General features: G+C 49.6%; 13 protein-coding genes. 4 read left to right on the top strand and 9 right to left on the bottom strand.

The window, feature by feature from the left end; genetic code table 11:
• Positions 1 to 1,002 (bottom strand): NUDIX domain-containing protein, encoded by a 1,002-nt coding sequence (locus ACN5NT_RS13235; protein ID WP_419175726.1) that lies wholly within the window; start codon positions 1,000 to 1,002, stop codon positions 1 to 3.
• Positions 1,003 to 1,055: 53 nt separating this feature from the next.
• Between ACN5NT_RS13235 and ACN5NT_RS13230 the strand changes: the two genes are divergently transcribed.
• Positions 1,056 to 3,173 carry a sigma-54-dependent Fis family transcriptional regulator gene (locus ACN5NT_RS13230; RefSeq protein WP_419175725.1) on the top strand — a complete coding sequence of 706 codons (2,118 nt, stop codon included), beginning with the start codon at positions 1,056 to 1,058 and terminating at the stop codon, positions 3,171 to 3,173.
• 76 nt (positions 3,174 to 3,249) lie between these two features.
• Here the strand turns inward: ACN5NT_RS13230 and rd are convergent, their stop codons facing one another.
• Positions 3,250 to 3,411: a rubredoxin gene (gene rd / locus ACN5NT_RS13225; protein ID WP_136795650.1), complete on the bottom strand. Its 162-nt coding sequence runs from the start codon at positions 3,409 to 3,411 to the stop codon at positions 3,250 to 3,252.
• 443 nt (positions 3,412 to 3,854) lie between these two features.
• On the opposite strand from rd, the gene ACN5NT_RS13220 reads away from it, so the two are divergent.
• Together ACN5NT_RS13220 and ACN5NT_RS13215 are read left to right on the top strand one after the other, a co-directional pair.
• On the top strand, positions 3,855 to 4,436 hold the full coding sequence (locus ACN5NT_RS13220; RefSeq protein WP_136795649.1) for a DJ-1/PfpI family protein: 582 nt from the start codon (positions 3,855 to 3,857) through the stop codon (positions 4,434 to 4,436).
• Positions 4,437 to 4,867: 431 nt separating this feature from the next.
• A complete protein-coding gene (locus tag ACN5NT_RS13215) occupies positions 4,868 to 5,971 on the top strand; it encodes a M24 family metallopeptidase (protein WP_136795648.1) in 1,104 nt (367 codons plus the stop codon).
• 59 nt (positions 5,972 to 6,030) lie between these two features.
• Here the strand turns inward: ACN5NT_RS13215 and ACN5NT_RS13210 are convergent, their stop codons facing one another.
• The gene (locus tag ACN5NT_RS13210) at positions 6,031 to 8,547 is read right to left on the bottom strand and encodes a helix-turn-helix domain-containing protein (protein WP_419175724.1); all 2,517 of its coding nucleotides are present in this window, start codon (positions 8,545 to 8,547) and stop codon (positions 6,031 to 6,033) included.
• 82 nt (positions 8,548 to 8,629) lie between these two features.
• The gene (locus ACN5NT_RS13205; RefSeq protein ID WP_419175723.1) at positions 8,630 to 10,033 is read right to left on the bottom strand and encodes a UPF0149 family protein; all 1,404 of its coding nucleotides are present in this window, start codon (positions 10,031 to 10,033) and stop codon (positions 8,630 to 8,632) included.
• A gap of 399 nt (positions 10,034 to 10,432) precedes the next feature.
• Between ACN5NT_RS13205 and ACN5NT_RS13200 the strand changes: the two genes are divergently transcribed.
• Positions 10,433 to 11,986: a GGDEF domain-containing protein gene (locus ACN5NT_RS13200; RefSeq protein ID WP_419175722.1), complete on the top strand. Its 1,554-nt coding sequence runs from the start codon at positions 10,433 to 10,435 to the stop codon at positions 11,984 to 11,986.
• A 12-nt stretch (positions 11,987 to 11,998) separates the two neighbouring features.
• On the opposite strand, the gene ACN5NT_RS13195 is transcribed toward ACN5NT_RS13200, so the two are convergent.
• The 5 genes from ACN5NT_RS13195 to ACN5NT_RS13175 all read right to left on the bottom strand — a co-directional run bounded on the left by ACN5NT_RS13195 (position 11,999) and on the right by ACN5NT_RS13175 (position 17,878).
• Positions 11,999 to 12,250 (bottom strand): hypothetical protein, encoded by a 252-nt coding sequence (locus tag ACN5NT_RS13195; protein WP_419175721.1) that lies wholly within the window; start codon positions 12,248 to 12,250, stop codon positions 11,999 to 12,001.
• Positions 12,247 to 12,639, bottom strand: a complete 393-nt coding sequence (locus ACN5NT_RS13190) for a HEAT repeat domain-containing protein (RefSeq protein WP_419175720.1) — start codon at positions 12,637 to 12,639, stop codon at positions 12,247 to 12,249. The genes ACN5NT_RS13195 and ACN5NT_RS13190 overlap by 4 nt, the downstream gene beginning before the upstream one ends.
• Positions 12,640 to 12,959: 320 nt before the next feature.
• Positions 12,960 to 14,027 carry a hypothetical protein gene (locus tag ACN5NT_RS13185; RefSeq protein WP_136795642.1) on the bottom strand — a complete coding sequence of 356 codons (1,068 nt, stop codon included), beginning with the start codon at positions 14,025 to 14,027 and terminating at the stop codon, positions 12,960 to 12,962.
• 243 nt (positions 14,028 to 14,270) lie between these two features.
• Positions 14,271 to 16,082: an ABC transporter ATP-binding protein gene (locus ACN5NT_RS13180; RefSeq protein ID WP_419175719.1), complete on the bottom strand. Its 1,812-nt coding sequence runs from the start codon at positions 16,080 to 16,082 to the stop codon at positions 14,271 to 14,273.
• Positions 16,079 to 17,878: an ABC transporter ATP-binding protein gene (locus ACN5NT_RS13175; protein ID WP_419175718.1), complete on the bottom strand. Its 1,800-nt coding sequence runs from the start codon at positions 17,876 to 17,878 to the stop codon at positions 16,079 to 16,081. The genes ACN5NT_RS13180 and ACN5NT_RS13175 overlap by 4 nt, the downstream gene beginning before the upstream one ends.
• Positions 17,879 to 17,977: the final 99 nt, after the last annotated feature.

Below are 17,977 nucleotides of genomic sequence, written 5' to 3'. Positions count from 1 at the left end.
CTAATCCGTTTTGCGGGCGATGATGTTATGCCACTGTTCATGCAAACTCTTCGTTTTGCTGCTGCAGCTGGTAAAGCTATCGACCAATTGCAGCCTTTGGCAGTTTTTAATCAAATCTCTAAGGTCGGCTGGATTAGGATAGCAGAAAAATATCTGAGAATTATCAGGATATTTCTGTTTTTTAAAGGATAAATAGAGCACCCCATCCGGCAGTAGTGCTCTTTCGAGTCGTTTCAGCACAGGGGCCAGTTCCCAATCGGGTAGATGCAGCAGACTGGCACAGGCCCAAATGCCATTATAGGTATCGGCCACTTCAATATCCTGCGCTTTTTTCACCAGAACCTTCTGGTTGATATGGTGGGAGGCGTGATAAGCAATGGCTGGGGAGGCGTCCATGGCTGTAACCTCAAACCCTTCAGAAAGAAAAGCTTTGGAATCTCGGCCGGACCCACAACCGAGATCAAGGATATGGCCACCTTCAGGCAACAGGTCGGTGAAAGCTTGACGGAGTTGCTGCATATCGTTTGCTAAGGTGCCCTCGATATAATTGACAGCGCTTGTATTGTAATAAGCGATGGTCTCTTCATGGAATCGGCGAGCGGCAAATTCCTGGACCAGTGGGATATCTGCAGGAGCCCAGCTCAGTGTTGTGATACTTTCCACAAGTCGATGAATGTCATCAATGTCGCCAACGGGCAGCCAGCGAATCATGTCGTGATCTCTTAAAATAAAATCACCTTTGAGATGATGGACCGTATATCCGAGCAACCGGATTTTTTTGGTGCCATAATCGTATATTGATTCTCCGATATACTCCCCCACCCTGCAGTGGATGCTAAACTCTTCCATCAGCTCCCGTTTCAGGCATTCCCCGGGTGTCTCGTTTTCTTCCAGCTTGCCTCCAGGAAACTCCCAGTAGCCGGCAAGGTGCAATCCTGCCCGTTTTCTGGCGATGAGGATGGTATCGTTGTTATGGATAATAGCGGCAGTAACTGTGATCATAGCGGTAACACGGTAAGGACGGGGAATATGAAGACTGCATTCAGGAACCTGATATGGTACAAATCTCAGGAGTTGCAGCAGCATGCAATGATACTGTACCACAGTTACTTCAAAAGTATTCGATCTATCAAACTATGTTTAACAATATTTCAAAACAGCTCATTGCCCAACAATGGCAGCAGTTCTGTGCCGGTGAAGAATTTATTGCAGATCATGATGGTATAAAGCCGCGTGATTTTGTGCTCGCTTCCTGGCGTCGCAGCCTGGAACATGGTGTGGACCCATTCAAAGTTGAGCCAGCAGGGATTGCTGCAGGCAGATTGAGCAGGATTTTAAAGAGTCGCAGTGAGTTGATTCGGATCAGCCTGCCGGTAATTGAAAACCTCTATTCCACTATTGAAGGCTCACGGTCAATCATAATCCTTTCTGATGAGGAGGGAATAATCCTCTTCTCTGTGGGGGACGCCGAGTCGCTGGAAGGAAATCTGGCGTATGGGCAGGGGGTGGAGTATTCGGAGAAAACAGTCGGTACCAACGGCGTCGGCACCGCTCTTTACCTGAATGAACCGGTGCAGATATGGGCAGAGGAGCATTTTGCCCAGCGTAACCATGGTCTCAGCTGTTCAGCTGCGCCTGTTCATGACCCCGAGGGCAAGATCATAGGTTGCCTTAATCTCTCATGTCTCTGGGATAAGGTGCATACCCATACCCTGGGGATGGTGAAAGCAGCGGTAAGCGCTATTGAGCAGCAGTTGAAAATAGAGTTGGTGCTTAAAAACAAGGTGGCGCTGTTGCAGGAAAAGCAGGGGATTTTTGAGCTCATTCAGGACGGCCTGCTTACCATCGACCGTAACTTGCGAATTACCGATATCAATGAAAAGGCACGGGGAATTCTGGAGCTTACCGACAATGGTGGGAAAGTTTCCGGTGGGATGGTAGCCATCAATGAACATATTATCGCGGGCATCGATTTCAAGGAGATTGTTGCCAGCGGAAAGCGGGTGCAGGAGAGGGAGGCAACTCTGCGGCTCAGCGGTGGCGCTCTTGTGCATTGCCTTATTTCCGCCACGCCAATCACCACCTCGGAAGGACTCGTCATTACTCTGCGTGAAGTCAAATCAGTGAGGCGTATGGTAAATCGCTACGTCGGTTCCAAGGCCGTTTTCACATTCGATGATATTGTCGGCACCTCACCCCAGTTGATGGAGAGTGTGCGACTGGCAAAAATTGCCGGTGAGTCCAGTACCAATACCCTGATACTCGGTGAGAGCGGCACAGGTAAAGAGATGTTCGCCCAGGCAATTCACAACGGTGGCGAGCGATGTGGCGGGCCTTTTGTTGCTGTGAATTGCGGAGCTTTACCACGTGAGTTATTGCAGAGTGAGCTCTTTGGCTACGCCCAGGGAGCCTTTACCGGTGCCGGCAGGCAAGGGAACCCCGGGAAATTTGAGCTGGCGGATGGTGGAACAATCTTTCTCGATGAGATAGGCGAGATGCCGCTCGCAGCCCAGGTGAATCTGTTGCGGGTAGTGGAGCGGAAAGAAGTCGTGAGGGTGGGCGGCAAATACGCACGACCTGTTGATGTGCGGATCATTGCGGCAACCAATAGCAGGTTGATGCAGGCAATCAGTGAAAACACCTTTCGTGAAGATCTTTATTACCGATTGAACGTGCTCACTGTCAATCTGCCGCCGCTCAGGCTGCGAATTGGTGATCTGGGAGTGTTGATAGAGCATTTCCTGGCAAAAGTGTGTCGTGGACTGGACAGGGACAAGCCGCTGATGGCTGATGGTGTGATGGAGGGGCTGCGTCGTTATAACTGGCCGGGCAATATCAGGCAATTGGAGAATATAATCGAGCGGGCTGTGCATGTCTGCCAGGGCGGTGTGATTACAGTAGCTGATCTCAGCAGGGAGATTACAGAACCCCCTCCCGTAACAGTACCGGTGGAACTCGCCTTGGCAAAGAGCGGCGAAAATCAGACGAAAAGTAGGTCTGATGTGGTGCCCGCAGCCCGTACACTGCAAAACTCAGAGTACCAGGCAATTGTGGGAGCGCTGAATGATAACCGGGGTAATATCCGCCGCACAGCTCAGATGCTTGGAGTTGCCAGGTCGACCCTCTATGAAAAGCTGCGGAAGTACCGGATAGATATCAGTGCTCATCGATAGAGCGAAGTTCCCCTCTGACCGTCACCTGCTGGTTGGGAGTTCAAAAAAAATATAAACGAAAGCTCAGTGAGAAGTATTATTCTTCCGGGCTGAACTGGGATTTATCTACACCGCATAACGGGCAGGTAAAATCATCCGGCAGATCCTCAAAAGCGGTGCCCGGTGAAATTCCCTGATCGGGAGAACCTTCAGCAGGATCATAGACATAGCCGCACACATCACAGACATATTTTTGCATAGTTTTTCCCCATGGTTTTCGATCGTATATGATGATTGCTCGGTTGGTAGGCAAGATCTGTTGCTTCATTTTATCCTAGCACACCAGCACACCAGAAGGAAAAAGCATATTTGCCTGGATCGTGGATCTGTTGCCGGAGGATGAGTTGAACATGTCCGATAATGAGGCATGTATGTATTTTATCCAGACATGTATGGAGGTGTCTGGCGGAGTTTTCTGGTAAGATAGTACATTGGAAGTGGCAAAAGACCAGGGGATTGAATGTTTTTCGGTAATTGGAATAAGATTTGCTTAATACACCCATGAGGTCAGCACGAGTTGTAAAGTGAGTCTGCAGCGGTGTTTCGGAAGTTGCAGATTGATATCTGAAAGTGCTCATTTATGCATCCTGCGTGTTCAAAGGGGCTGAAAGTAAAGAAAACATCCAACCAAGGAGATCTGAGATGGCTGCTAAGAAAATATTGGTACTGGTGGGAGATTACGTTGAGGATTACGAGGTAATGGTGCCATTCCAGGCCCTCTCCATGCTAGGCTATCAGGTTGATGCAGTATGTCCTGACAAAAAAGCTGGTGACTTTGTACGGACCTCCGTGCATGATTTCGAAGGTGATCAGACCTACAGCGAGAAGCGTGGGCATAATTTCACACTGAATGCGGATTTCGAAGCTGTCGAGATGGATGCGTATGTGGGGTTGGTTATCCCAGGCGGTCGTGCGCCTGAGTACCTGCGTTTAAATGATAAGGTACTTGATATTGTCAAAGCTTTTGCAGCGGCAGAAAAGCCGATCGCTGCCATTTGTCACGGTGCTCAGCTTCTTACAGCTGCCGGAGTACTCTCCGGCCGTGAGTGTTCTGCATATCCTGCCTGTGCTCCCGAGGTTGCAGCAGCAGGAGGTACCTATATAGCTGTGGATATGGATGCAGCTCACCAGGAAGGTAACCTTATTACTGCACCAGCCTGGCCGGCACATCCGGCCTGGCTTGCCAAGTTTGTGGCTAAACTTGGCGCAAAAATTGAGATTTAAACTGAACCAGACTGATTAAAATCCGATATGCGGATTGAAAATAAACTAAAAAATCGCTGGCCGGGTATCCCTCCTGCCAGGTTTTCCAGCTACATTCAGTCCTGCATGCAGTAAGGGGAAAACCATCTCTTCCGGCTCCTTCAATTCCACGCGGCTGGCGATTTTCTACTTATTTGCCAGACACCGATATGCTGGTCAGGCAACGGAGGTGGAAAAGAGAGGTGCATTGGCGATTCCTATTGCCATGCATCTCTTTTTTTTGCCAAAAATTCTGGACAATTCCTTTCAGGCTCTGTATTGGTGCGCGTTGTTTCAAATTGATGATATGCTGAATTACGACACGTTCGCTATGATTTGAGAAAAACGAGAGCAACGCTTAACTTCTTTTTAACTGTAACTTGTTACGGTTGTAGCAATCCATGGAGTCTATCATGTCCCAGTCACGTTTAACCAGATTGTATGAATATATAGAAAAGGAAAACCTCACTGCAGTTGCGGTGAATGCAGGGCCAACCCTGACCTACCTTACCGGTCTGCACTTTCATTTGATGGAACGCCCGGTTGTGATTGTGTTTGTACCGGAGCAGGAGCCAACCATTATTCTGCCGAAACTGGAACTTGCCAAACTTGATCATCTGCAATGGCCGGCACGGATATTCAGTTATGGTGATAATCCTGCCCTGTGGTCAGATACTTTTAGTGAAGCTTTGCAGGGACTTGGTCTTGAGGGTGGTCGTATAGGCGTTGAGCCTCGCCAGATGCGCGTTATGGAGTATGAATATCTGCGTGGGGCACTGGCTGCTGACTATGTTGACGGCTCTCTGGTTTTTACTGCTCTTCGGGCAGTAAAGGATGTAGCCGAAATTGCTGATATGCGTAAAGCGGTACAGATTGCAGAGCGGGCGCTTGAGGCGACTCTGCCCATGGTGAAGATTGGCGTCACCGAGCAGGAAATTGCCAGTGAGCTTTTTATCCAGCTGATGCGAAACGGTTCAGAGGCTGACTTGCCGTTCAACCCGATTATCGCCGCAGGGCCCAATGGCGCCAACCCCCATAGTCAGCCTTCGGACAGGCCACTCGCCGAAGGGGATCTGCTGATCATAGACTGGGGAGCGAGCTATAATGGCTATGCTTCCGATATTACCCGCACCTTTGCTGTTGGTAAACTTGATGACGAGGCAGAAAAGATCCACAAAATCGTTCAGGCTGCGAACCAGGCTGGGCGGGATGCTGCGGCAGCCGGTGTGGCCTGCCTTGAGGTTGACAGGGCTACCAGAAAGGTGATTGTCGATGCAGGGTATGGTGAGTTCTTTACCCACCGTACCGGCCATGGCATCGGTATGGAATGTCACGAAGATCCATATATGCATGGTGAAAACGAACAGTTGCTCGAGGTAGGCCATGCCTTTACAGTGGAGCCTGGTATCTACCTCAGAGGACGTAACGGTGTTCGCATTGAAGATGATGTGGTTGTAACTGAAAAAGGTGCGGAGTCGTTGTCGACTATGACTAGAGAGATCAGGGTCGTAGGGTAGTAGGTTGGAAGTCAGGTGTGAGGGGAAAAGTATGTCCCTTCACCCCTGACATGTCGCTTCTAACTTTCTGTGCTTCTTAAATGTGCCCTAGTAAACTTGATGTCACTGTAACTCGCATCAATACCTTGTTCTTCCAGGGCTGTTTTTATCTCACGCATTGGAGCGTCAACGAGTGTGCGTACTGCTGCGGACACCGCCTCAACCCGTTCTTCGGCAACAAATTCCACAACCGGGATTTTGCCTTTTTCCACATAATAGGCGAGGTGGTTTTCCACGGTGCCGGTGGTGAGTTCCCGTTCAGCTGCAATATTGTTAATGGATTTACCAAGCTTAAAAAGATTGTAGCTCTCTTCTTTGGTGTTGCTCTTTGGTTTCGGCTCGTCAGCCTTGTCAGTTGCAACAGCATCTTTGGCTGAGTTTTGGGCTGGTGCTTTCTTCTCTATCGTCTGCAAGAGTGGCATATCGGGCAAGTCAACCGATGCAATGCCATTGGTTCTGCGATATGAGGCGGCCAGAGCAATTAATTCGGCACCGTAATTGTCGGCCAGTTTTTTGCCGATTCCTTTGATGTTCTTCAGGGCCGGCATGCTGTCCGGCAGATGGACGGCAATCTGTACCAGGGTCTTCTGGTGCATGACCTGGAAAAGTTGCAGATGTTTTTCACCCGCTTTTTTGCGTCGCCATTCTTTCAACTGCTCAAAAAATTCGGGATGACCCACATCAGCTTCGCTGTAGGTGGGGGCTGTCACTTTTTTCTTCGGCTTGGTCGCTTCAATTTCAGCGACAGAGAGAGCGCGTAGATATGTCGCCGGTGAAAAAGCAGTCATGGCCCGAATCGCGGCTAATTTTACCGCGTACTCTTCCTGAAACCATTGCAGGGAGTTGTTCACCCGTTTTCGCACTTCCTTGTTGTCTGTTTCAATAGAGAGATTTTCGGCAAGGCTGGTCAGGATTTCTGAAAATTTGCCTTGAAAATAGCCAGAGGACTTTGCCAGTCGTTCGCGAATAGCATTGTCCTCAACCGGTTGACTGGTGTCAGAAAAAAGCCCAAGGAGTTGTCGGCGGAAGTTTTCACCGACGCTGGTGATTTCCTCATTGCAGCGTCGTTCGATTTCCGTCATATCAGCACCGTTATAAACCTGGATAACGGATTCATTGCGGCGAAGGTTGGCAGCGAGTCTTGCCAGGTTACTCTGCAGTTTCCGGAAATCGAAACATTCCATCAGGAGCTGCTGCTGATAACGGATTTTAGAGACTTCCAGCTTATCGCCGGAAGGCGAATTATCGGCTGCGTCACGGACAAAACGTTGAACGGTATGGTCGGTACGAATGGAAGAGTTGGTAAGGGGAGCGCTGAGAACCATGCCTTCAAAGGTCCGGCAGCGACTTAAGGCCACATACACCTGACCATGGGCAAAAGATGACTGGGCATCGATGATGGCCTTGTCGAAGGTAAGACCCTGGCTCTTGTGAATAGTAATAGCCCAGGCCAGCTTTAATGGAAACTGGGCGAAGGTGCCGATGGTCTTCTGATTGATCTCGGAAGTTGCCGGGTCGATGCTGTATTCAATATTTTCCCAGGTCGCGCGCTCAACCTCAATGGTTTCAAGTTCATCCGGGCAGCTCACTTCAATCTCATCGCTGGACATCCTGGTAATTTTACCAATCTTGCCGTTGAAAAAGCGTTTCTCGTGTGAACTGTCGTTACGCACGAACATCACTTGGGCTCCCACCTTGAGCTGCAGTGCGGCGGCGGTGGGGTAGGTGTGCTCAGGGAAGTCACCGTCCAGCTCTGCATCGTAGCTACCAGTAAGTCCGGACAGTTCATCAAGCTTGGCACGGTTGATGGTATCGGCGCTGGCGTTATGGGTGGAGAGGGTGATATAGCCCTCGCTGTCATCAGGTTTGAAATCAGGTATATGCCGACTGTTCAACTCCTTCAAACTGGTGGAGTCGAGCTTGTTATCGCGCACCAGATTCAGCAATTCGATGAAATTGGTGTCTGACTGGCGGTAGATATGCTTCAGCTCAATGGGAATCAACTCGGTTTGTTTTAAGGCCTGGCTGCTGAAGAAGTAGGGTGAATCGTAATGTTCGCCAAGAATCTGCCAGTCGCTCTCTTTGACCACAGGTGACAGCTGGTGCAGGTCACCAATCATTAAAAGTTGCACGCCACCAAACGGCGCGTCTGTGCGACGATATTTTCGCAATACGCAATCCACGAGGTCGAGCAGGTCGGCACGGACCATGGAGATCTCATCAATGACCAGCAGGTCAAGGCTGTTGATGATATTGCGTTTTTCCTTGCTCATTCGGTGTTTGTTCTGCTGGGCAAACGGATCGGTACCGGGCCTGTAGGGACCAAAAGGCAACTGGAAAAAGGAGTGCAGAGTGACCCCGCCTGCGTTGATTGCGGCGACACCGGTGGGCGCGGTGATGATCAGTCGCTTTTCTGTCTGCTCTTTTATTTTGTGTAAAAAGGTGGTCTTGCCGGTACCGGCCTTACCCGTCAGGAAGATATTGCAGCGGGTATGCTGAACAAACTCTTCAGCGTATTGCAGTTCTGGATTATGCATGAATAATGGGAGAAAAGATAAGAGATTGGATGCCTTGAGCAATAAGAACTTCTTATCGGTTTCGTCTTCTCAGGTAGATTTTTTAGCTGATGCGAATCGAGGAGAGTATCCTGTTCACCTCATCTATCTCATTTTTGTCAAACGATTCAGGGCGAAAGTCGGGACCGGCCCACTCGACCATGGTGGCATGGTCATCATGGCTTGCGTCGGTGTAGGCCTCAAGAAACTCCTGATACCCCCAGATGCCGCCGATATTTTCCGGTGGACAGGCCCTTCTGCCCTTGATCACCTTGATGCTGGCGTCGTTGTCAGCTGTTCCGGAATCGGTAAATCTCTTTTCAATAAGGATCTGGTGCTGCCAGTAATCACCGAAATCATAAATATACTGGAAGCTTTTCTGAACATTTCTGGCTGCCCTGTGCAGAGTAAAGGCATTCTCATCATACTGGTCTTCATCACCTATGGGATAATCGACTGGTCCGTAATCAATATTGTCAATCGTGAACTGGTGAAGATGGGCGTTGAACCAGCCCATACTGACCTGGATCACCTGATGGAGTTGGGCCAGTGTGATGGCACCTGGCACCACAACTCTTCGCCATATCGGTGGCTTGGCATCCTTGATGGAGATTTTTAACTGGTAGAAGGGTGCCGGTTCAGATTTTGGCCTTAAGGCAGCAGGTTGTTTTGCGGAAATTCTTTTGTTGTTGAAATCAACCTGGATGATATTCGACTTTTTATGGTCCTTCCGTGGCTCTGGAAGGGTGCCAGATTGATTGGCTGCGTTTGCCAGGCTGTGGTGTTGGAGAACTGAAGTGCTGGTTGGCTGAACATGCTCGGGAATAACTGCGCGCATTTTCTGGGAGAAATTCTGCAGTGCCTGGATAGCAAGTGGCAGTGCCCCCAACATCAGTGCTTGAAAATTGCGGTCTTTTTCCCCACTTTCAAGGTCATAGACCGAAAAAAGTTCATTGAATACTTCATCTGGTATCCGTTCAAGAAAGAACTTGACTTCAACCGGGTCTGCCAAGCCCTGGATTACCATCATGCAGAAGAACAGTTCCTCAAGCTCGGCATCGCTGAAATTGGCAAAATTACCTTCGGCTTCAGGATCCCAGATATCAGGACGCAGCGAGAAAGCCTCTTCAAGCCCGCTTACCCAATCTCGTATTTCATCGATATGAACCTCTTTCAATATCTCGATTGGATAGGGGAAATGAAGTTGGCCCTGTTCCTGCCTGGCAAGAAAGACTGAATAGATCTGGGTCAGGGAATCGGAGATCGGCCTGTAACTCTGTTCTCCACATCTTTTGCATGGTTCTTCGCCGAAAACCGCATCTAGCCATTCATCCCGGTCTATATAGATAGGGGTAATCGCCAACCCAAACATGAAGCCCATGAGTTCATTGTAGGTGAGAGTACTTTCTGGAAGAGTGGAAATTTCAAGCAGTTCCTGGAGAAGGACTTTTTCAGTTGGAGATAACATGATTTACTGTGGCGATTCCGTTTACCAGCATGCGAGCATAACTGATTTAAAATAAACAACTGTGTGGAAAAGAAAAGGTGGGTCTCGTATCACTTTTAGTGAAAGTCAGAGTATACCCAATCTGCAGGAAATTGAAACAGCCATGATGGAGGTGCCTGCTTCCATCGGCATGGGCCACTTTTGTTGGTTGTAGAGCGTAGCAGACAAACCGGGGGGAATGAGCAGCGACTGTGTCACAAAATTTGAGTATGTGTTGTAAAGAGCTGTATTGGATAAGATTATTCTCTTGTTTTTGTTGTGGTTGTCGGTTCTGATAGGGATTCGACCTTGATCTGGTTTGGTATCCCGGCAGTATAGTGGTGCAGGAACTTGCAATTAGGATTTCTGGATGTATGTGTTATGATTGCCAGGCAATTCAAGAACACTCTTTTTGATTGGAACTATAATCTGTACGCTCCGTATGTACGATTTATAGTAACGACTACCATTGCCTGTCAGTTATTGCTCTATTTTCTGTTACAGAGCCAGGGCGTAATTGAAGGGCGATTTGTTGCTCCTCTCATTGTAGTGGCCTCTTATATTCCATTACTGTTTTTCCCTCCAAGAGATTGGCGTGCAGGCCATATAGTCTACTTTGAACTGATACTTGCCGTAAATATTCCGTTGTATTTCAGCTATCTGCTTATTAGCGACACCTCACCCTATTGGGCTGTAACTTTCCTTGCCGGTACTGTGGCCTATGCGTTTTTTTCCTGCTGGCAGATTGCTGTGCTGCTTTATCCGCTGGCAGTCTCGGCAGCTTTTGCTCTTGTCCATTCGCTTCATCCGGGACAAGAAATCGCTTATCATGAACTTCTCTATATACAGTTAGTCGCTTTTTTCGCTTTTACGGTGGTGCAGGTTGTTAAAAATGTGTTGATCTCCTCACATAACACCATGCTTCACCTCAAGGGAAAAGCCGATCAGCAGAATGAGATTTTTTCTGCTCTGTTTGATATTTCCGTTGAAGTGACTCGTGTTGATGATCTGGATGAGCTTTTTCACCTCCTCCTGAAGCGGTTTGAAACGATTTTTCCACGTCGCGGTTTTGGTTTGATGGTGGAAGGGCCAAGGCAGAAAGTCATTGCTCACATGGCGTTCCGCGGCATTTCCGCAAAGGATACGTCGCATTTACTGCAGGAGCATTCGCAATTTCTTGGCTATGAGATTGTGAGCAGGCGCAAGGGCGATGAGACTATTTCTTCAGTTGCCAGCGCAGGCTGGCAGGTATTTGGCGGTGGTATTTATTCGGCTTCCACCCAGGGCTTGGCGGTCTATTGCTTCAAACTCTTTATTAAAGGCACAAAGCTGGATGAAGCCGAGCGACGGACTATGGAGGTTTTTCTGGAGACGATTCGCGGTATTTCACGCTCCCGCATCCAGGCTCGGGAGCTTGAACGGTTGTCCAACACCGACCACCTCACGGGGCTGTTCAACCGGAAGTATTTCGAGCGGATATTTGCTGAATGGTGTGCCAAGGCGCGTCCTGAGACTGCGTTCTCACTGGTCTTTGGTGATATCAACGGCTTGAAACGGGTCAACGATACGTATGGCCACAAGGCCGGTGACCTGCTGATAAGAACGGCAGCGGCCTTGCTGGTGAAAAACGTCAGGAGTTCTGACCTGGTTTTTAGGTTTGGTGGGGATGAGATTATAATTCTCTGTCCTAACGCCTTTCGTGAAGAGGCAGATAAACTGGTGGATCGCATCAATGGTATGCTTGTGAATGCTGTTATTGATTGTGTTGATGAACTGACTGGCGAAAAGAGCCGTGAACAGGTGCGGATCAGTTTCGGCGTTTCCTGCTCTACTGAGCGGGGCGCGGAAGAGATGCTGGACCTGGCAGATTCCCGAATGTTTCAGGCTAAAGAATCCTGGTATGCTGAAAACTGCTTGGAGCGTTATCGCCAGTGACACTGGTGAGCCTCAGTCCCGCTTCTGGTCGTCTTGACTTTTACCTGACTCTTGTTCATCATGATCCACATTTTCATTTGGATCGTCATCGTAAAGCTGTTTGGCTGCGAGCAGCAAAAAGCCCATGGCGAAAACCGGTGCAAATTGGGGTAACAGATTGCTGAGGTGGTTTTCCGGATCAAGCAGTTGCGGGGTGCCGTACTTCAAACCGAGATATCCGATAATTGCCAATATAACAGAGCCCCACCAGGGAAATCGGGTCATGCTGATTCCTCCAATACCAGATCGACCATCTCCCGAACCTGGGGGCTTGGGTCGTTTTCCATTGCGCGGATCTGAGAAATTGCTTTTTCACCGCCAATAATGCCAAGAACACCGATCGCCTCACCGCGAATGTTTGCAGATTCAGACTGCAGCAAGACAGCCAGGGAGGGAACAGCGCGTTGGGTTTGTTCCGGCTCCAGCCTGGTCAATTCTTCAAAAAGCACAGACACCCCGACGCGAACTGCAAAGCGCTCATCGTCGAGTATCTCGCCGGTCCAGTCATAATACCTGGGGTCGTGGCGATACATGGCGATGATGTTTTCAACGTGGCCTAACTCCAGGAAATCAGCCATCACCTTTTTTAATTCTGCATCATCCACTTCGTTCATAATAGTTCCGTAGTTTAAAGTAATAACTCTGACAGGTTTGCAACCAGTAGGCTTTGCCAGCACATAATCTGCTTGCTGACAACGATATTGGCAAGGAATTTATTACTGGGATGATGAATTACAAGGGCTTAACCGGAAGAGTGGTAAATGACTGTGAGCATTTCAGGTTGCGCTTCTAGGAGCCTGTCGGCCTATTGTGATTTTCACTCAAATCGAGGCATCGAAGGAAAAATAAGCGGAGCCATATGTCTGATATTGCGAGCATTGTTTTTCCTTCGATAACGATGAATTGGTTGAAAAGGGCTTAGTCCGACAGTCTCCTAGAAATGAAAGATGTTTTTGAGCTTGGTGCTGTCAGAGTAGCCGAATTTTGCCTCAAGGGTAAAACGGAGACCAAATTGAGCCTCATAACCGTCCTCTTCGGGGAAATTGACCCACGGTGAGACTTCATACATCAGCCATTCCCGGTGTCCCTGTTGCCTGTAGCGGAGGCGCAGGATAAGATCTGCCAGTCGATGGGATGGGTCTGTCTCAAAATTGTTCGTCCACTCATAGGCGAGTGCCCTGGTGTCGGTGAGGAACTGAAAGAGACTGAAGCTGATGGAATGATCGAGGCTGTCTTCATCTTCGCGGACGTAGAGAGAAGTGGTGTTTCTGAAAAGAAACTTTTCGAGGAATTCACGCTCAAAATCGAGGGAGTTGTAGTTCTCCCAACCGTCGTCTGTGTAATAACGAAGGCGTTCGATAAATCGCCCCTGCCATCTCTTGAAACTTTTGAAATACCTGAAGCGTGCGCCAACATAGAGATAATCGAACGAGCCACCGGCTGTGGTGGATATATTATATTTATCGGTGGTTTTAACAAAATACTGCAGGGCGGCTGTAAGGTCACTACGAGTGGTATTGGCAGAACTCAGGTCGGAGGAGATATTGCTATCTGACGGGTCATCGCCATCGTCAGCAGCGAAAATGACGAGATTGAGTTTTTCCTCGAGTTTAGGCAGGTGAATACGCCAGCGAACAGAAGGGCTGATATCGAAACCGTCCTCTTCGTGATAACTTGTTTCAAGACGGATTTTAGCGCGTGTCTTGTTTTCTTCTGCAATAAAGCGGGTATCGTCAAAAAAATCGTCAAACCAGGTGGCGGCCGAGAGAAGTACATGACTGGCTTGCTCCTGGGTGTCATCCACCAGTTCATCGATTTCCAGATCAATATCCCCCAGGTCGCCTTCTACATCTTCTAAGCGCTCTGCCTGTTCGTCCCATATCGAATATTCACTATCGGCGAAGGCTATCTCCGTTGCCGGGTAGAGAGGAGGTGAGGTGAAAACAAGGAGTATCAGTCCCTGCATCCACCAGCGCTGTATCGCCTTTGTCGATTTGTTCATAGGGAGTTGGAGAGAATTTTATGAAGCCTTTCGTTTGTTAGAGTATATGCCAGCCGCAGGTGATAATTCAAGCTACTAATTGGCTAAAGCGAGCGAAACTGAAGGCGGTTGTTGTTGCGATTTGAGCCATGGGAAAACAGGTATTTCCGGATACTCGGGGGGATAGGTACAGTGTGGATTCGGCTGCTGCGGCAGTGGTTGATAAAGAAAATTCGGTTAGAAGGTGCGGCTTCTTCGTATCACCTATTGGGAGGAAAATTCGTCAACACTGTTTTCATGGTCCAGGGCAACCAGTTTTGCGTAATGGCCATCGAGAGCCATGAGCTGGTCATGGTTGCCACGTTCAATGGCACGGCCATTCTCCATGACTACAATCTGGTCCGCCCGGCGGATGGTGGATAGCCGATGGGCAATGATGATCGAGGTACGTTTGGCGAAAACATCATCAAGTGCTTCTTCCAGGATGTTTTCCGATTGGGTGTCTATCGCTGCGGTGGCTTCATCGAGGATCAGGATATGCGGATTTCTGCAGAGAACCCTGGCGAAAGATAGTAACTGCTTTTCTCCGGTCGAGAGTTCCTGACCGCCTTCGCCTATCATGGTGTCAAGTCCCTCAGGGAGACGATCAATAAAGCGCTGCATGCCTGTCTGGACCATGATCTCTTCGACCCTGGGTCTTTCAAGCCCTGTATCCATTACAATATTTGTAAAAAGAGTATCCTGCAGGATAAGTACATCCTGCAGCACGACACCGATAATGTTGCGAAGCCGGTGAAGGCTGAAGTCGGAAATCGGGCGCTGATCAATTGTGATTTCACCTTGTTGAGGGTCATAAAAACGAAGTAGCAGGTTGACCAGGGTGGTTTTGCCCGAGCCGGTGGTGCCGACCAGGGCAACCGTCTGCCCGGGTTGAACATGCAGGGAGACATCGTGCAGTACAGGCTGGTCGGCGCTGTAGCCAAAGGTGATGTTATTAAAGGCAAGGTCACCTTGCAGGTTTTCCATGAGGTCAATCGTACCACTGTCCGCAAGGGTCGGTTTGGTATCAAGAAGCTGGAATATCCGTTCTGCCGATGCCATGGCGGATTGAACAATGGAATATTTCTGACTGAGTTCTCGCAACGGCTGGAAGAAGAGTCGCATATACGAGATAAAGGCAACCAGTTCACCGATGGTCAGTCGCTGACGAATGATTTCACCGCCGCCATACCAGATAATGAGCGCCAGGGCAGCGGAACTCAGGAGCTCGGTGAGTGGCATGAAGGCACCAAACAGTCTGATCTGGGCAAGTGTTCGGTGTAAATATCCCTTACTCAACTCTTCAAAGTTTTCCCTGGTAACCCGTTGCCTGCCAAAGAGCTGGAGGATGGAGATGCCTGCAATGGCTTCAGAGAGAAAGGAGTTGAGTCGGGCAAGCTGGGTCCTGATAGCCCGGAACCGTTCACGGGCGAGCCGGGCAAAAAGGATGGTCATCGCCAACGAGACAGGCACCAGCAGGGAGAGCAATAGGGCTAACCTGGTGTTCATCATGAACAGGATGATTAAAATGCCGATGATCCGCAGCAGGTCGTTGAACATGGTGACCATGACGGAGGTGAACATCTCATGCATGTTCTGGATATCATTGGTCAACCGCGTGACAAGTCTGCCGGTGGGGTTGGCGTTGAAAAAAGGCAGATCGAGTCGCAGCATATGCTTAAACAGATCCTGCCTTATATAATGCATGATCGACTGGCCGATATATTCCAGCAGTACCACCTGTAAAAACGAGAGAAAAAAGACCGAGATCACCAGGCCGCCGTAATAAAGTGCAATTTGCGACAGGCCCGAAGCGCGGATTATCGGTTCAAGACTGGTATCCGTTATGAACTGATCTATGGCTTGTTGCATCAGCCAGGGCTGGGCGAGCGTTGCTGCGGTGACACCGATGGAGAGAATGACGGCGCAGCTAAACAGCAGCCAGTGACTGGAACTGTAGCCTGCGATTCGTCGCCAGAGTTTAAAATCACTCATCGAGACGGTGGGGCCGCCCTCGTCGTAGCCGTAATTTCTCATGATGCCGGCTCCCCGTTCAGGTTTTGTCTCGTCTGCTTATCGTACATCGAGCGGTATAAAGCGCTCTGCTGCAGGAGTTGCTCGTGTTCCCCGGCATAGGCGATCCTGCCTTCCTCGAAAATCAGGATCCTGTCGGTCATGGAGAGCAGTTTGATACGGTTGGAGACAATGACCACGGTCTTGCCGGCCAGCCTCTGCTGCAATCCCTGGAACACTTCGTGCTCGGTGGCTACATCAACGGCGGAGAGGCCGTCGTCAATAAGTAACAGGGGCCGGTCGCAGATCAGTGCCCTGGCCAGGGCGAGGCGCTGGCGTTGCCCGCCGGAAAGTTTTACACCACGCTCACCGATCATTGTCTGATACCCATCAGGAAGTTCCATGATGTCGTTGTGTATGGCTGCATGGCGTGCGGCACGTTCGATATCTTCCTGACTGGCGTCCGGGGATCCCAGGGCAATATTGGCGCTGATACTGTCTGAAAACAGTATCGGCTCCTGGCCGACGTAGGCTATATGGGATCGCAGATAGTCCAGGGGCAGATGATTGACGTCCTGCCCATCGAACAAAAGTTCTCCGTCATTGACCGGATAGAGCCGGGCCAGAAGTTTGCATAGAGTCGATTTGCCACTGCCGGTTCTGCCGGTAATACCATGGATGCCCGGGCCGAGATCAAGATCGATGCTGTCCAGCGCAGGGTTGGCGCTGCCACTGTATGAAAAGTTGAGTTGGTTCAAACGGTAGGAAGGTCGATCCACCATTGCCAGGCCGGTATCCTCGACCACGGGCAGTGTTGGAGGGTGGGTGACCACAGAACGAATTCTGCCCAGAGAGGTAAGACCTCGCTGCACCAGATTAGTAACCCAGCCTATGGCCATCATTGGCCAGATCAACATGTAGAGATAGCTGACAAAAGCAACAAAATCACCAATGGTGATTTCACTCCGGATGACGAGGGTGCCGCCAAACCAGAGGACCAGCAGCATACCGAGGTTGCCCATCAGGGTGGCAATGGGAAATATCAACCCCTGGATAAATGCGACCCGTAGATTGCTCTTTACATATTTTTTTCCAAGAGTGTCGAAGCGGCCGCTCTGAAACTCTTCACTGGTGTAGGCTTTGATTAGTCTGATCGATACCAGGGTGGAGCGTGCAAACTCTGTAAGCAATGAAAACTGTTCCTGCACTGTGTTGAAGCGCAAGTGCAGCTTGGCAGAGAGCATCTTGGTGAAAAAGGCGAGAAAGGGCATGGGCAGCAATGCCAGCAGGGTGAGCTTGACATGGATATGCAGCATAAAACAGATGGCGGCCACTGACATCACCGAAGCATCAATGGCGGCAACCAAGCCCATACCGCAGGCCATCTGGATGGCATTCAGGTCGTTACTTGACCTGGCCATCAAATCGCCGGTGGTGTGCTGCTCGAAGAAGGGGGCATCCATTTTCAGAATGTGGCTGAAGAGCCTGTTGCGAATTGATCGCTCAAGCAGACGGGAAAAACCGATAATCAGATAGCGCCAACAGAATCTGAGGCAGGCAACGATGGCGGCAATCAGGAGGATAAACCCTGCCAGATGGAGTAGATCGGTGTTGGTAGTCTGCCCGGCAGCCAGACCATCGACCGCGTACTTGGTGATTCTTGGAATTACAAGTTGCAGAAAATCGACGACGACGAGCGCGAAAAAGCCCCAGGCCAGACGTAACCTATGCTCTTTAAAGGAAGGAGTGACCAGTTCAAGTAATTGTCGCCAACGCGTGTTTTGACTGTTGTTGGAATCTTTTGGAGTCGCTCTGGTCACGTTTTTTGCTCTTTGCTGTGTCAATGTCGTTCTTGAATTATCAACTTCAGGTATAACAGACAAAGCTGCGAAACCCAAGCGGAATGAAAGGCGGAAAAT

It is taken from the genome of Desulfosediminicola sp. (assembly GCF_048381775.1).
Taxonomy (GTDB): domain Bacteria; phylum Desulfobacterota; class Desulfobulbia; order Desulfobulbales; family Desulfocapsaceae; genus Desulfopila; species Desulfopila ganghwensis.
The sequence above is the reverse complement of the archived record's forward strand: the minus strand, read 5'-3'. Positions and strand labels throughout refer to the sequence as shown.

Bases quoted from the DNA above. Each gene is read 5' to 3' on its own strand.
- ACN5NT_RS13235 (WP_419175726.1), bottom strand. From the start codon at position 1,002: ATGATCACAGTTACTGCCGCTATTATCCATAACAACGATACCATCCTC.
- ACN5NT_RS13230 (WP_419175725.1), top strand. From the start codon at position 1,056: ATGGTACAAATCTCAGGAGTTGCAGCAGCATGCAATGATACTGTACCA.
- rd (WP_136795650.1), bottom strand. From the start codon at position 3,411: ATGCAAAAATATGTCTGTGATGTGTGCGGCTATGTCTATGATCCTGCT.
- ACN5NT_RS13220 (WP_136795649.1), top strand. From the start codon at position 3,855: ATGGCTGCTAAGAAAATATTGGTACTGGTGGGAGATTACGTTGAGGAT.
- ACN5NT_RS13215 (WP_136795648.1), top strand. From the start codon at position 4,868: ATGTCCCAGTCACGTTTAACCAGATTGTATGAATATATAGAAAAGGAA.
- ACN5NT_RS13210 (WP_419175724.1), bottom strand. From the start codon at position 8,547: ATGCATAATCCAGAACTGCAATACGCTGAAGAGTTTGTTCAGCATACC.
- ACN5NT_RS13205 (WP_419175723.1), bottom strand. From the start codon at position 10,033: ATGTTATCTCCAACTGAAAAAGTCCTTCTCCAGGAACTGCTTGAAATT.
- ACN5NT_RS13200 (WP_419175722.1), top strand. From the start codon at position 10,433: ATGATTGCCAGGCAATTCAAGAACACTCTTTTTGATTGGAACTATAAT.
- ACN5NT_RS13195 (WP_419175721.1), bottom strand. From the start codon at position 12,250: ATGACCCGATTTCCCTGGTGGGGCTCTGTTATATTGGCAATTATCGGA.
- ACN5NT_RS13190 (WP_419175720.1), bottom strand. From the start codon at position 12,639: ATGAACGAAGTGGATGATGCAGAATTAAAAAAGGTGATGGCTGATTTC.
- ACN5NT_RS13185 (WP_136795642.1), bottom strand. From the start codon at position 14,027: ATGAACAAATCGACAAAGGCGATACAGCGCTGGTGGATGCAGGGACTG.
- ACN5NT_RS13180 (WP_419175719.1), bottom strand. From the start codon at position 16,082: ATGAGAAATTACGGCTACGACGAGGGCGGCCCCACCGTCTCGATGAGT.